A 14630-nucleotide genomic window follows, 5' to 3' on the forward strand; every position below is an offset into this window, starting at 1 on the left:
TCCAAGCGAGGAAACAGTTTATGCGGAAAGGCCGTTTCAGTGAAGAGCGGATCATTCACAACCTGGCTGGTACAGGGCGAAGCTGAATAGCCCTGATTTTCTTGGATGCCCTCGTTCTTCAGATTCTAATGCCGCGCGAACCCGACAGGTGGCCCGCTGCCGGTTCCATGGACAGTGCGTTAGGGTTGCATAGCACGGGCCTCGAAAGCCAAGCGGCTTGGATATCCGAGCTTTGAATGGCGCCGCCGCGGATTGTAGAAGCGCTCAATGCCATCGAACAGGTCGGCGCGGGTGCGGTAGGCTTTGGGTTCGGTCCGTTCCGTCTTCAGCGAGGAGAAGAAGCTCTCAGTCGCCGAGTTGTTCCAGACAGTGCCAGCCCTGCTCGTCCATTGCCCGGCAGGCGCATGCGCAGCATGCTGCCGAAAGGAGAGCAGATGATGCCATTGTCGAGGAGCAGGCGTTGGAACTGCCCGCGAGCCACTGCGCTTGCTGGACGCCGACATCCGAACCGTGATGGTGGAACCGGGCAGTGTCGAGGCACTGTGCGATGCTGTTCGGCTCGATACTTGCCGCCTAGGCTTTTGCCAATTCGTCGGTCGCGGCGTTGCACGCGCTCACCTAGCTGATCGGAAGCGGCGTTCACGTGCCGCACGAGCTGTCCAACGTGCTGGTACTGCCGCATGTGCTGCAGTTCAACGCGCCTGAGGCGCATGTGATCTATGCCCAGATCGAAGCCGACGCCTTTCCCGAGCGCCCGACCATTGCCGGCACCGAAGCCCCCTGCGAGATGCTGATCTCACTGCCCCAGATGCCGGTGCGAAATCTCAAGATGCCGTGCCGCGTGCGCGTTGTCGGCCTCCCCGGTGAGGCGCCTTGGGGAATGGCGGGGGACACGATGCTGTAGGGACGGCTTCTGATCAACAACCCTCGCGAGGTCGGCAAGGCAGATACCCGATCACTCTATGAGGCGGTGTGGTCGTCGCGCAGGCTTTGTCAGATTGTCGCCCACTTCGCACCGTGATGGCGCAGAGCCATGTTCGATATCGCAGACATGCCCCGGATCAAGGGCTTCTCTTTCCAGTGAAGAGAGACTTTGGTTGCGCCACTTGGGACTACTATCGTTTCGGATAGATTCTGCGGGATGTGGACGTTCTTTTGGGGGGCACGGCGTAGAGGTTCCGTATGACAGCCTCCACGACCGGATCGCCCGGTAAGCCGAAGTCTCTCATGTCCCAAAATACTGGATCCACCAGACATGCGCTCCGGCCGCAGGAAGTCTGGCAGAAAGAGGTTTCACCAAGGCTGTGCTCCCACTGGTATTGTCCTGACATCATGAACCACCACGCGTGAGCGATGGCATCGTGGATCCGTCCCTCAGGGCCGCGTCAGGCTCAGGTATATAGCTTTGCGTGATCTCCGGTAGGCATCTGCATTTACATCATTCGACCTTATCCGACCTCGCTCTCTCAATCTGTGCAGGAGGCTCAAAGAGCGAAGGTGCGAGACCATCTTCGTCCTCACCACCAATCATGAGGGGCGCATCGCCAAGCCGTGTGGAGGCAGAGATCGCTTTTCGAGGCATCTCTTATCGACTGGTCAGTTCCTGCACCGCGAGGCGGTCTTGCAGGAGCGCTTCAAATTTCAATGCCATGGGGCTTGCACTGCGGCGTGCGGCGCGCACGAGGTAGAGCTTGCGCATGAGGTCGAGACCCGTCACCGGCTTGAAGGTGATGGCGGGATCGTTGAACAGCAGCACGGCATTGCGCGGCAGCAGCGCCACGCCGATGCCGGCACGCACGAGGCAAAGCTGAGCGATGGTCGAATGGCTGCGCAGCGGCCCGGATTTCAGCGCATCGGGCAGGGCAGGGTGCGCCGCGAGCAGCCGCGACGAGCCGGTTTCGGTCCCGGGATGGATGAGCTGGCCGGGGTCGATTTCGTCCAGCCTGGCCGGCCCGGCCCGCTGCGCCAGCGGGTGGTCCACGGCACAGGCGAGGCCGAAGGGATCTGCGGCGATCTCGGTCTGCGCAAGGTCGGGCGAGCTGCGGGCGCGGCCAGCGATGGCAAGATCGAGCCGGTTATCGGCAACCATCTCAGCGAGGGTCTCGGCAACATCGTCATGCAGGGTCAGGATTACCTCGGGGTGCGCAGCTCGGAAGGCGGCGATCACCGGCGCCACCATCGGCGTGATCGCCGAGGGCGTGGCACCGATCCGCAGCGTGCCGCGCAGTCCACAAGCCTGATCGCGCAGGCGAGTGAGCGATTTGTCGAGCGCGTCGAGAAGGGGTTCTGTCTCTTTCAGGAAGTCCAGCCCCAGTGGCGTGGGGGTTGGAGGGCGGCTGCGGCGGTCGAACAGTGCGCCGCCTGCGATCTCCTCAATTTGCCGCACGGTTTCGGTCAGCGCCGAGGGCACCACCCCGAGCCGGTCCGCAGCGCGGGCAAAGCTCCCCTCCGCCCAGATCGCGTGAATAGCCCGCAAATGGCGCAGGTTAAAGTTCGTATTTTCTGAATCAGTCTTCATATTTTTCAATTTTAAAGAATAATGGCCATCGGTCAATATGCCGCCAGACAGGAGACCCAGATGACCGCCACCGACCGCAGCCTTTCCGATGCCATCGACCGACTTCCCAGCGCCCTCAAGGACGCCGGCTTTCGTGGAGAGGTGACCCGTGACAGCGCGCTGAGGGCGGCCATGTCCACCGACAATTCTGTCTATCGCATCCTGCCCGACCTCGTCGTTGCGCCGCGTGATGCCGAGGATGTCGTGACTTGCATGGCGGTGCTTGAGCGCCCCGAGTTTGCCCATGTCCCGCTGACCGCCCGCGGCGGCGGCACCGGCACCAATGGCCAGAGCCTCAACCGCGGTGTCATCCTCGACATGCGCCGCCATATGCATCGGCTGCTGGAGGTCGATCCCGACGGACACTGGGCTGACGTGGAGCCGGGCATTGTGCTCGACGATCTGAATGCGCAGCTGCGCCCCAAGGGGCTGTTCTTTGCGCCAGAGACCTCGACCTCAACCCGCTGCGCCGTCGGCGGCATGGTCTCGACGGATGCCTCGGGCAAGGGCTCGCGCGTTTACGGCAAGACCTCGGACAATCTCGTAGGCATCGAGATCGCGCGGGGGCAGGGCCTCGTCTCCAGCCTCAGTGACGCCCCGGGCTGGGCCGCGCCGATGCTGGTGGCGGCGGAAACTGCCGTGCGAAAAGGGCGCGCAGCCTTTGTCGCCAATACCCCGCGGCTCAACCGCCGCTTTACCGGCTACGATCTCGAGCGCGCCTGCCCCGATGAAGGGGGCTTTGAGTGGTGGCGGCTCTTCCCCGGCTCGGAGGGCACGCTGGGGCCGATCACGCGCATCCGGGTGAAGCTCCGCCCGCTGCCAAAGGAAAAGTGCCTCGTGGTCGCGGGCTTTGCCAGCTTCCGTGCCTCGCTGGCAGCCGCGATGCCGCTGCTCCAAGACAACCCCACCGCCATCGAAGTGATGGACGAAAGGGTGCAGGCGCTGGCCGATGAGGCCGGTCTGCTTGGCCGCCTACCCCGGACCCTGCGTCCGCAGGGCGGTGAGGCGCTGGCCTACACCTTCGTTGAATTCAATGGCAATGATGTGGCGGAACTCGAGGCGCGCATTGCCGCCTGCGAGGCGCGTCTGCAGGACTTGCCCGGCATCCGGGCGGTGCATGTTGCCGCAGGCAGCGATGAGATACGAGAACTCTGGGCGATCCGTTCTGCCGGTGTCGGGCTTTTAGGCAAGGTCGAAGGCCGCGCCCGACCTGTGGCCTTCGTCGAAGATTGCGTGGTGCCGCCCGAGACGCTGCCGGAGTTCCTTGACGGATTTCTCGACATCCTCACCCGGCACGGTCTGAGCTTTGGCATCTACGGGCATGTCGACGTCGGCTGCCTGCACATCCGCCCTGCGCTGGACATCGACTCCGAGGCAGATCGCGCGCGGCTGGTGCAGGTCTCGGACGAGGTCTTCGCGCTGGTTAACCGGCACGGTGGCATCTTCTGGGGAGAACATGGCAAGGGGGTGCGCGGTGCTTATCTCGAGGGCTGGATCGGGCCAGAAGCCTACGCCGCCTTGCAGGGGGTGAAGGCCGCCTTCGATCCCGCGGGACGCTACAATTCCGGCAAGTTGGTGGCTTCGGGCACGCCAGTCATGGGCATCGCCACGACACCCTTCCGTCCGTTCAACACGCCCGACGGCGATCCGCTGGAAAAGGCCTTCCGCTGCAACGGCAACGCGCAATGTCTCAGCTACGCGGCCAGCGTGCCCATGTGCCCGTCGTTCAAGGCGACGGGGGATGTGCGCCACTCACCCAAGGGGCGCGCCGACGCGCTGCGCGCATGGCACGAGGGGCAGGGAACCGGGGTCACGACGGTCGACGAGGCGGATCTTCTCGGCACTCTCGACACCTGCCTTGGCTGCAAGGCCTGTGCCTCGACCTGCCCGGTGCAGGTGGACATCCCCGCGATGCGCGCGGCGTTCTACGCCGATGTCTACACCCGCAGGGCGCGCCCGCTGACCGACCGGGCGATGCTGCTCGCCGAACGCCTGAGCCCGCTGATGCTGCGCGCGTCCCCCGTTATCCGCCCCTTCTGGCCGCTCGCGCGGCGCGCGGCAGAGGCCGTGCTGGGCGTGACGGACCTGCCCGGTGATCTGGCGCGCCCCTTGCCGCGCTCGGCACGGATCACGCTGTCCGAGCTTGGACACCGCCCGCTTCCGGAGCACGCGGTTCTCGTGTGGATGGATTGGTTCTCGGCGCTTTATGACGGGGCGACGCAGCGCGATGTCCATCATGGGCTCAAGGCGCTTGGCTATGCGCCGCTCTTCGTCGAAATGCTGCCGGCGGGCAAGGTGGCGGGGGACCTTGGTGATCAGTCCGGGTTTGCGAGGATGGCGGGGCGTCTCGTCGCGGCGCTTCAGGTCGGGAAAAAACGCGGCGCGCCGATGGTCGGTCTCGACCCGGCCTTTGTCATGGCACTGCGGCAAGACTACCGCAAGGCCGGGCTCGACGTTCCAAAGGTGCTTTTGCCGCAGGAATTTCTTGCAGCAGAGCTGCGCCGCGGGGCGACGCTGCCACGACTGCCGGGCGGCCCGCTCAGCCTGTTCATGCATTGCACCGAAAGCACCGGGGTGCCGACGGCGCGCAGAGACTGGCAGGAGGTCTTTGCCGCGCTGGGTCTGCAGATCGACACGCCCTTGACCGGCTGCTGCGGCATGGCAGGCATGTTCGGCCACAAAGAACGGCACCAGCAGATGTCCCGAAAGCTGTTCGACATGTCTTGGGCGGAGCCACTTGCGAAAGCCGACGAGGCGGTCGCGACGGGGTTTTCCTGTCGTTGCCAGACCGAACGTCTGGGGGGCGAGACCCTGCGCCACCCGCTGGGCCTGATCGCCGACAGGCTGGGCTGATCTGCAGGGCAGTGCCGTTCAGTGGCATGAGTTGGGCTATCACGAAGTCCAGGGGGCTGATGTCGACATTGGCAAGCCGACAAAAGCCGCCTTGCCACATCGACGCGCCCCGGAGGACATGTCCGCCGCTCAGGCGCGTGACGGAACTAAGGGATGGTTCCACCGGATGTCAGGCTTGTTTGCCGGGGACCGACTCAGCGGCTGAAAACCAGATCCAAGGCCATCAAGTGCTGCAGCGAAAGAGATGGTGCGCCGCCCGCACCGTCTCGCACGCCCTCCCGACGAGATGTGTCCGCAGAGCTTTATTGATCGAACTCCAGGTGAATCTTCTCCGAGACCTCGGAGCGCTCGGTGAAGCGGTCGATGCCATAGCTGGAGATATCTACCGGTGACACCTCACCCTGCACCACTGCGGCGAGGCACTGACCGACTGCCGGTGCAATCTGGAAGCCTCCGCCGCTGCCGCCGAAGGCGTGGAACAGGCCCGGCGTGGTGGTGCTGGGCCCGATCACCGGCAGCATGTCCGGCAGGTAGCCTTCAACCCCGGACCATACGCGGATGACCTCGGCCCGCGCCAGCATCGGGATGCATTGAACCAGCTCGCGCATCCCACGTAGTGTTTTAGCGGGCGGGACATGGGTGAAAGCGCCTGACGGCAAGGAGTGGGTGCGCGGATAGCCCGAGAAGATGATGTTGCCGCGAGGGATCTGCCGCACGATGACATCCCCCTCGACCATGTGCACCGAAGGGTGAAGCCGGTGCGGCAGGGGTTCGGTGACGAATTGCGGCGGGCCGGCGCTGAACATCGGCACGGGCTCACCGGCCTGCTTTGCCAGCGCCCCGGACCAAGCACCGGCGGCATTCACCAGCTTTGGCGCCTCGAAGTGGCGGCCGTCGGTGCTCGTGACGGCAAAGCCCCCGGAGGAGGCGTCGAAGTTGGCGATCTCGCAGCCCTCGATCACCGTGCCGCCGGCGCGGGCCATCGCCCGGGCGACGGGCGGCGTGCTGAGCCGGGGATTGGCGACGGCGCTGCGCGGACTGAAGGCGGCAAGGCGAATGCGGTCCGACAGGAAGCCGAACCGCTCGCGCAGGAGTGCGCCCTCGAGAAGCTGCGACTCGACGCCGAACCGCGTGGCTGTCTCGACATCCTTGCGCAGCTGGATCTCGCCCCGCTCGCCGCCTGCGAAATAGAGATGCCCGGTGCGGTCGATCTCGCAATCCTCGCCCGTCAGGCTGCCGTAGCTCTCCCAGAGCTCCTGCGCTCGGATCGACAGGGGGTATTGCCGCGCCGAGCGTCCATGCAGGCGGAGGTTGCCGAAGTTGGTAGCCGAGGCCTGTGCCCCGATCTGTCCCTTCTCGAGCAAAGTCACTTTCAGCCCCGCCCGCGCCAGGAACAGCCCGGTGAATGCCCCGAACAGCCCTCCGCCGATCACGAGCACATCGCTTTGCAGTGCCGGGCTCACGTGTCGTCCCCCTCTGGGGCCATGGGGCCGGCATCGAAGACCAGCGGTATGGGCCGGATCGGTGCCTGTGTCCGCAGACGGCCGGGGGGGTCACCGGTGGCTGAGGCCACCATCTCGCCAAGCGCGGGCCCGCAGAAACGGCCCTGGCAGCGCCCCATGCCGCAGCGGGTGATGGACTTCACGCGGTTCACCTCGATCGGGCCGGAGGGAGTGGCGAGCGCCGCGCGGATCTCTCCGGCCGTGACCCGCTCGCAGCGGCAGACCAGGACGTCGTCGGCGAGGGTGGCGGCCTGCTTGGCGGGCCAGCGGAAGGCGTCGGTCATCGCGCGCTGGAACCCGTGCTGTTTGCGAAGGCGCCGCGTGTCACGCCGGATACAGTGCGCGTCTGCGGCCCGCCCGAGGCTTTCTAGCAGGCTCTGCGCCGCAAGGCTCCCGGCGGCATCCGCCGCCTCGGCACCGCCGATGCGCGCGCTATCGCCCGCAAGCCAGAGCCGTTCGCCTGCGCGGCCCCTGTCGTCGGTGCGGGGAAACCACTGCCGGAACGCCGGGTCGAACGCGAAGGTCGCACCAGCCAGCTCGGCCAGCTGCGTCTCCGCCCGCAGCCCGTGTCCCAGCGCCACCGCATCCGCCTCGGCGGTCATGTCGCGCCCGCGGGCGGTGGCGTAACGCAGCCGCTGTACACGGCTGTCCCCCTCGATCCGGTCCAGCCGCACGCCCGCGCGCAGCGTGACCCCGCCCCGCCAAAGCTCGGCGATCAGTGACACGCCCTGCAGCGCGGTGTGGGGCTCGTGGCGCAGCATCGCGGGAAAGGCCCGGGCCTTGCCGCTGGCAGGGGTGGTGTCGAGCACGGTCAGATCGCGATGCCCGAGCCGCAGGTACTGCGCCGCCGCGAGGTAGAGCAGTGGCGAGGACCCGGCGAACACCACCTTCTGACCGATGAAGCTGGCATGCCGTTTCAGTGCCACCTGCGCACCGCCCAGCGTGAACACACCCGGCAAGGTCCAGCCCGGCATGGGCATGAGCCTGTCGGTCGCGCCGACGGCGATGACGAGATGGGTATACGTCAGGCTGTCGAACCCGTCCGGGCCGAGCAGTTCCAGCCGATTGTCGTGGCAGGCCCAAGCCAGTGTACCCGTCCGGAAATCGCACTGCTTCAGCACCGCGTCCTCGGCGTCTTCTCGGCGAGTAATGGATTGGGCTGAGGCGCCGAACAGTGCCGAGCGATGCAGGGCGGTCAGCGGAGACAGGCGCCGTGTGCCCTGGCCGCCTGCCAGCGGGCTTTCCTCAAGCACGACAGGCCGCAGCCCCGCCTCGACCAGCGTGCGCGCCGCGGCAAGGCCGGCGGGTCCTGCGCCGACAATGGCGATCCTCGTGTCGGTCTGCATCTCAGTCGGACCCGCAGTGGGGGCGTGAGCGCAGGCGCAGGCCCTCGCGGGCCTCGGTCATGCAGCCGCGCAGGCGTCTGCCATCCTCGTCCCACATGGTGCATTCCTGGCAACTGCCCATCAGGCAGAACCCGGCGCGACCGCCTCCGTCGAACTCATTGACGCCGCAGCGCTCCCGCGAGGCCAGCACTGCCGCCAGCACCGTGTCGTTGCGCCGTGCAGTAATTTCGGCGCCGTCGAACTCGAAGCGCAGCGGGCGTGGGGTGCCGGGATCGATGGGTTGAAAGAGATGGCGTGCCACGAATATTACCATGCAATATTGTTTATGGCACTATGAGAGGTCACAATTGCTCTTTCGTCAAGCCTCCGCGTTTGCGGCGGATTGGTGTTCCTTTCAGGAAAACGAGACGGATCGGGCCGCCGCGAGGATCATTGGCGCGAAAGAGGCATCGAGCTGTTCGCGCGTGTAGCGCAGGGTCGAGAGCGCCAGCGAGACCGACCCGATCATCTGTCCCTGCGCGCCCAGGATTGGCGCCGCAATGGAGGCATCGGCGTGGTAGATTTCTTCGAAGGCGGTGGCATAGCCCTTGAGTCTTGCCTCCTCGATGATCTCCTTGAGCCTGCCGATGTCGGTTACGGTGTTTTGCGTGTGGGGCCGAATCTCCGAGGCTTCGAGGATCGAGGCGATCTCTTCGGGGGGCAGGCGCGACAGCATTGCCCGGCCGGGGGCCATGCAGTAGGCGGGCAGACGGGTGCCGATTGTCACGTCCGTATGGAGCACATGCCGGCTCAGGAAGCGCGAGATGAAGACAATCTCGGTGCCATCCAGAACGGTCAGGTTCACGGTCTCTTCGGTTTCCTTGCTCAGGTACTGCAGCACCGGCATGGCCCGGTCTACGAGCCGCGATGTCCGGGTGAAATGATGCGCGAGATCCAATGTCTTGACTGACAGCTGGAACTGCCGCGTGCGCGTGTCCTTCTCGAGATACCCCAGGTTTTCCAGCGTGTGCGCAAAACGTTGCGCACCGCTGAGGTCCATACCGGTCTGCTCGGCTATGTCCGAAAGTGTCATTTGCGGATGCTGCCCGTTGAAGGCCTCGAGGACGCGGAACGCCTTGGCCACCGATTGCACCATCAGCGGGTCCGCCCGCTTGGTCGGCTTCTTCTTTTCTTCTGCCACCACTTTGTTCCTCGATCCCGGCTGCGACACGCACCACGCACCTGCGTCGGCACTGCGTTTCTTTCTGTAACACGGGTCGAATTTCAACCGACAGGCTCAAGACGATTGACAAACCCGTGTTCGATCATTTTTATCCAATAAGAACTATCACAATGCAATGGATACTATGGACAACTTCATCCTGACCGAGAAAGCCGACAACGTGTTGACCATCACGTTGAACCGTCCTGAGAAGATGAATGCCTGGAACGCGTCCATGCGTGACATGCTCATCGAGGCGTTCGAAACCGCTGAGGCGGATGACGAAGTTCGAGCCATCATCCTGACGGGTGCGGGCGACCGGGCCTTCGGCGCCGGGCAGGACCTGAGCGAGAGCAAGACCTTCGATGCAGACCGCACCGAACGCTGGATGGGTGAGTGGAAAAAGCTCTATGCCTGCCTGCGCGACAGCTCCAAACCCATCATCGCTGCGCTCAACGGCGTGGCTGCGGGCTCGGCGTTTCAGGTGGCGCTGCTGTGCGACCTGCGCGTGGCGCACTCCGGCGTGCGCATGGGTCAGCCCGAGATCCTCTCCGGCATTCCGACGGTCACCGGCAACTGGGTGATGCGCGGCATGATCGGCATTGCCCGCACCATCGACCTGACCTTCACGGGCCGGATGCTCGACGCCAAGGAAGCGTATGAGTGGGGCCTGATCAGCCGCCTGGTCGACCAGGACAAGGTGATGTCCGCGTCGATGGAACTGGCACGGGACCTGGCATCCAAGCCCCCGGTGGCGATGCGCCTGAACCGTCAGCGAATCAAGGAAGTCACCCAGGAAGGCTACGAAGATGCCATGCAGGCAGGCGTCCGCATCCAGCTCGAGGCCTATGCCACCGGCGAGCCCCAACGGATGATGGAAGAGTTCTTCGCCAAGCGCGCAAAGGCCTGACCGGCAGGCGGGACCTTACCGAAAGACCGCGGTGTCCGCCCCGGCGGCGGGCGTCGCTCAATCAAAACAACAATAAACCAAGCCAACCTTCCAACAGAGGTACCACCCATGACCAAAACCGACAGATCGCTCCTGAGCCGCCGCAGCATGCTGGCCATCGGCACGGCCGCCCTCGCGGCCCCGATGCTGGGCCGCCGGGCGAATGCACAGACCGCCTCGCTGACCGTCGCTGACCCCGGCGGCCCGTTCAACGCCGGCTTCAGCAAGGCGTTCTACGAGCCCTTCACCGCCGAAACCGGCATCGAGATCGTGTCGGTCGCCCGCGACGCCGAGCCGACCGCGCAATTCAAGTCGATCGTCGAGACCGGCAGCTACATCTGGGATGTCTGCACCCTGACCCTGTCGGCGCGCCTGATCCTGGAGCAGGAGGACCTGCTCGACGACATCCAGCTTGACCCGGCGCTGGCCGAGAACATGATGCCGGGCTCGGTACACTCGAACTTCCTGGGCACCGACGTCTACGCGACGATCTCGGCCTTCAACACGCAGAGCATGGAGAACGGCCCGTCGAGCTGGGCTGATTTCTGGGACACCGACGCCTTCCCCGGCCGCCGCGCCCTGCGCCGCAACCCAATCGACACGCTGGAACAGGCGCTGATGGCCGACGGTGTCGCACCCGAGGACCTGTACCCGCTCGACGTGGACCGCGCCTTTGCCAAGCTTGACGAGATCAAGGACCACATCGACGTGTGGTGGACCGGCGGCGCGCAGTCGACGCAGCTGCTGCAGAGCGGTGAGGTCGACATGCTGGCTGGATGGAATGCCCGCCTGCAATCGGCCATCGACACCGGCACCCCGGCCGAGCTGGTCTGGAACCAGGGGCTGTACTCGATCGAGGGCTGGGGCCTGCCCAAGGGTGGCCCGAACGTCGACGCCGCGCGCCAGTTCCTGGCCTTCTGCGCCCGTCCCGAGCAGCAGGCGCTGTTTACCGACGACCTGTCCTACGGCCCGACCAACCTGTCGGCCTACGAGCACATTTCGGAAGAGCGAGCCAAGGTGCTCACGACCGCGCCGGCCAACCTTGACGGCATGGTGCTGGCGGACGAGAGCTGGTGGGAGGCGAACCGCGCCGAGATGACCGAGCGGTTCAACCTCTGGCTCCTGATGTGATACATCTCCTGCCAGCGGCCCCTCAGCGGCGGTCACTGGCAGGCCCCCCTAAACTCTTCGCGATACACGTCAAGACGTCCGCTCCGCGCGGCGACCGGCCCGTTACGCTCGGGTCCCGGGCAAGGCCCGTCGCCGATAAAGACCAAGTGCCCGGCACGCTCCGACAGAGGCATCTTCTTCATGAACATTTCCACCCCTTCCGCCGCCACGGCCTCTCCTGCCGCAAAGATCAGAATTGACGGCTTGTCCAAGAAATACGGCACGTTCACTGCCCTTGAACCCACGACACTGGACGTTCAGCGGGGTGAATTCCTTACGCTGCTCGGCCCTTCGGGATCGGGCAAGACCACGCTGCTGCAAATGGTCTCGGGGCTGACCCCCGCGACCTCGGGGCGGCTTTCGATCGACGGCGAGAACTGGACCGACCGGCCCGTGCACGAGCGCGGCATGGGGCTGGTGTTCCAGCATTATGCGCTGTTCCCGCACATGACCGTCGAAGAGAACGTCGCCTTCCCTCTGAAGATGCGAAACCAACCCGCCGACCAGATCAGGACGGCAGTGGCCGAGACGCTGGAGAAGGTGCAGCTCGACAAGTTCGCGCACCGCTTCCCCCGCGAGCTCTCGGGTGGCCAGCAGCAGCGCGTGGCCCTGGCCCGCTGTTTTGTTTTCCGCCCCGAGATCATCCTCATGGACGAGCCGCTGGGCGCGCTCGACAAGGCCCTGCGCGAGACCATGCAGCTGGAGATACGCCGCCTGCACCGCGAGTTCGGCACCACGCTGATCTATGTCACCCACGACCAGGAAGAGGCGCTGGTGATGTCCGATCGGATCTGCGTGATGAACCACGCCAAGGTCGAGCAGTTGGGCACCCCGAGCCAGATCTACTCTGATCCCGAGACGATCTTTGCCGCCACCTTCATCGGCCACTCGAACCTGCTGGAAGGCACGCTTGCCGGCACCGATGATCATGGCAATACGCTGATCCGGACTGCTGCCGGCACCTTCGCGGGCCTCATGGGCGCCCGCGACGCAGATGCCGGGACTCACGCCCTCATCGTGCGCCCCGAGCGGGTGTCGCTCGGCGCGGCCACCGGCCCCGGCATGAACGAACTGCGCGCCACGCTGCGCGACGTTGTCTACATCGGCTCTGACAACCGCCTGCTGCTGGATCTGCCCGACGGCACGGAATTCACCCTGCGACTCGATCCCGGTGCCGCCATCGGCACCGAGATCGGCCAGGAGATCACTGTTCATTGGCCCATCGCGGCAGGCCGGGTGGTGTCATGAGCAGCGTGACCTCGAACATCTCCGCCCGGGGCGGCGCGCTGTCGCGCCTCAAGCTCGGGCCGCTCTGGCTCGCGGCGCCGGCACTGGCATTTGTCGCGGTGTTCCTCCTGCTGCCGATGCTTCGGCTCATCGGCCTGAGCTTCTCGGGCGAGGAGACCGCCGGCGTTTCACTGGAGCATTACCAGCACCTCGCCGACACGCCGATCTACATGAGGATCTTGTGGATCACGTTCCGGATCTCGATCCTGACGGCCTTCTTCTCGGTGCTGCTGGGTTATCCGGTAGCCGCCTGGTTGGCGCGCCTTCCAGACAGCAGCCGCAACAAGTGGCTGTTCTTGGTGCTTCTGCCCTTCTGGACTTCTTACCTGGTCAAGACCTTCGCCTGGATGATCATGCTGGGCGACCGGGGCCTGTTCAATTCAATCCTCACCGGGACCGGCGTCACCGACGGCTCGCTGGACCTGATGTACAACGAGTTCGGTGTGCTGGTGGGCATGGTCCACGCGATGATGCCGCTGGCAATCCTGACGATGGTACCCGTGATGACCGGCATCGACCGACGACTGCCGCTGGCCGCGGGCAGCCTTGGTGCCAAGCGGGCGCAGCGGTTCTGGCTGATCGAGTTCCCACTGGCAATGCCCGGCGTCGCCGCCGGCGGCCTGCTGACCTTCATCACCTCGCTCGGCTTCTTCATCGTGCCAGCCTATCTTGGTGGCCGGGGCCAGACGATGCTGGCGCAGATCATCATCATGCAGGTGCAGGAGCTCGTGAACTGGGCCTTCGCCGCCGTGCTATCGGTGATGCTCGTCGCTGCTGCCCTCGTAGCGATCTGGATCTACGATCAGTTCTTCGGCCTTTCGTCGCTGACACAGGCCAGCTCCACCGGGGTTAAGGGATCCAAGAAGGGGGCGCAGTGGTTGCGCGGTGCCGGGCAGAAGGTCCTGGCCGGACTTGCCTGGATCTGCTCGCCCTTCAACCGGCTCGGGGACCGCGGTGACGATGGTCCCAAGCCCGTCCGGGCCGCCTATCTGGGGGCCCTGTTCCTGTTCCTTCTGGCCCCGGCGATCATCGTCCTGCCGCTGGCCTTCACCGCAGAGCAGGCGTTGACCTTCCCACCGCCGTCCTACTCGACACGCTGGTTCTCCGAGTACTTCGGATCACAGATCTGGATCTCGGCAACCCTGCGCAGCTTCGGCGTGGCCTTCGCCACCGCGATTCTGGCCACGGTGCTGGGCGGCATGGCGGCTCTGGCGCTGGCACGCTCGGACAGCAAGTGGGGCAAAACCGTCTTCGGCCTGATGCTGGCGCCGATGATCGTGCCGCGCATCGTCATCGCGGTGGGACTTTTCTACCTGATGGCCCAGATCGGACTGGTGGCCTCCAACATCGGCCTGATCATCGGCCACACGCTGCTGGCGATCCCCTTCACCTTCATCGCCATCGGCGCTGTGCTCAAGGGCTACGACTGGCGTCTTGATCAGGCGGCGGCCACGCTGGGAGCAGGGCGGATCAAGGTTCTGAGGCTGATCACCCTGCCGCTGCTGCGGGGCGGTATAATCTCGGCCGCACTCTTTGCCTTCGTGACGAGCTTCGATGAGCTGACCATCGCCCTGTTCATCTCGGGCGGTCTGAAATCGACCCTGCCCAAGCAGATGTGGGACGACATGTACCTGCAGCTGAACCCGACGCTGGCCGCCGTGTCCGTCGTGGTGCTGGTGATTGTCACGGCGATCCTGCTGCTCGCGCAGCGCCTGCAGAAATCCTGAGCCCCTTCACGACGCCGCGCCACCCTCCTGTGGCGCGG

11 protein-coding genes and 1 pseudogene are annotated in these 14630 nt (G+C 65.2%); 6 read left to right on the top strand and 6 right to left on the bottom strand.

Going from position 1 to position 14630, the window contains the following annotated elements; genetic code table 11:
- Nucleotides 1-179: 179 nt before the first annotated feature.
- Nucleotides 180-469: pseudogene (locus tag IEX41_RS19765) on the bottom strand (hypothetical protein); the annotation flags it as partial.
- Between the two features lie 174 nt (nt 470-643).
- Between IEX41_RS19765 and IEX41_RS19770 the strand changes: the two are divergent.
- Nucleotides 644-904 carry a dehydroquinate synthase/iron-containing alcohol dehydrogenase family protein gene (locus tag IEX41_RS19770; RefSeq protein ID WP_188792052.1) on the top strand — a complete coding sequence of 87 codons (261 nt, stop codon included), beginning with the start codon at nt 644-646 and terminating at the stop codon, nt 902-904.
- A gap of 681 nt (nt 905-1585) precedes the next feature.
- Here the strand turns inward: IEX41_RS19770 and IEX41_RS19775 are convergent.
- Nucleotides 1586-2518: a LysR family transcriptional regulator gene (locus tag IEX41_RS19775; protein WP_188792053.1), complete on the bottom strand. Its 933-nt coding sequence runs from the start codon at nt 2516-2518 to the stop codon at nt 1586-1588.
- Nucleotides 2519-2578: 60 nt separating this feature from the next.
- Here IEX41_RS19775 and IEX41_RS19780 point away from each other — a divergent pair, with 60 nt between their 5' ends.
- Nucleotides 2579-5410 carry an FAD-binding and (Fe-S)-binding domain-containing protein gene (locus IEX41_RS19780; RefSeq protein WP_188792054.1) on the top strand — a complete coding sequence of 944 codons (2832 nt, stop codon included), beginning with the start codon at nt 2579-2581 and terminating at the stop codon, nt 5408-5410.
- Nucleotides 5411-5712: 302 nt separating this feature from the next.
- On the opposite strand, the gene IEX41_RS19785 is transcribed toward IEX41_RS19780, so the two are convergent.
- The 4 genes from IEX41_RS19785 to IEX41_RS19800 all read right to left on the bottom strand — a co-directional run bounded on the left by IEX41_RS19785 (nt 5713) and on the right by IEX41_RS19800 (nt 9438).
- Nucleotides 5713-6873: an NAD(P)/FAD-dependent oxidoreductase gene (locus IEX41_RS19785; protein WP_188792055.1), complete on the bottom strand. Its 1161-nt coding sequence runs from the start codon at nt 6871-6873 to the stop codon at nt 5713-5715.
- On the bottom strand, nt 6870-8258 hold the full coding sequence (locus tag IEX41_RS19790; RefSeq protein WP_188792056.1) for an FAD/NAD(P)-dependent oxidoreductase: 1389 nt from the start codon (nt 8256-8258) through the stop codon (nt 6870-6872). The genes IEX41_RS19785 and IEX41_RS19790 overlap by 4 nt, the downstream gene beginning before the upstream one ends.
- A 1-nt stretch (nt 8259) precedes the next feature.
- A complete protein-coding gene (locus IEX41_RS19795; RefSeq protein ID WP_229673393.1) occupies nt 8260-8559 on the bottom strand; it encodes a (2Fe-2S)-binding protein in 300 nt (99 codons plus the stop codon).
- A 93-nt stretch (nt 8560-8652) separates the two neighbouring features.
- Nucleotides 8653-9438 carry an IclR family transcriptional regulator gene (locus IEX41_RS19800; RefSeq protein ID WP_229673395.1) on the bottom strand — a complete coding sequence of 262 codons (786 nt, stop codon included), beginning with the start codon at nt 9436-9438 and terminating at the stop codon, nt 8653-8655.
- Nucleotides 9439-9595: 157 nt separating this feature from the next.
- Here IEX41_RS19800 and IEX41_RS19805 point away from each other — a divergent pair, with 157 nt between their 5' ends.
- From IEX41_RS19805 to IEX41_RS19820, 4 genes are all read left to right on the top strand, one after another.
- Nucleotides 9596-10369 (top strand): enoyl-CoA hydratase/isomerase family protein, encoded by a 774-nt coding sequence (locus IEX41_RS19805; protein WP_229673397.1) that lies wholly within the window; start codon nt 9596-9598, stop codon nt 10367-10369.
- Between the two features lie 108 nt (nt 10370-10477).
- On the top strand, nt 10478-11539 hold the full coding sequence (locus IEX41_RS19810) for an ABC transporter substrate-binding protein (RefSeq protein WP_188792059.1): 1062 nt from the start codon (nt 10478-10480) through the stop codon (nt 11537-11539).
- 180 nt (nt 11540-11719) lie between these two features.
- Nucleotides 11720-12826 carry an ABC transporter ATP-binding protein gene (locus IEX41_RS19815; protein WP_188792060.1) on the top strand — a complete coding sequence of 369 codons (1107 nt, stop codon included), beginning with the start codon at nt 11720-11722 and terminating at the stop codon, nt 12824-12826.
- Nucleotides 12823-14592, top strand: a complete 1770-nt coding sequence (locus tag IEX41_RS19820; protein ID WP_188792061.1) for an ABC transporter permease subunit — start codon at nt 12823-12825, stop codon at nt 14590-14592. Before IEX41_RS19815 ends, IEX41_RS19820 begins: the two co-directional genes overlap by 4 nt.
- The last annotated feature ends 38 nt before the right edge of the window (nt 14593-14630 follow it).

The organism is Salipiger pallidus, from assembly GCF_014643635.1.
In the GTDB taxonomy this organism is placed as follows: domain Bacteria; phylum Pseudomonadota; class Alphaproteobacteria; order Rhodobacterales; family Rhodobacteraceae; genus Salipiger; species Salipiger pallidus.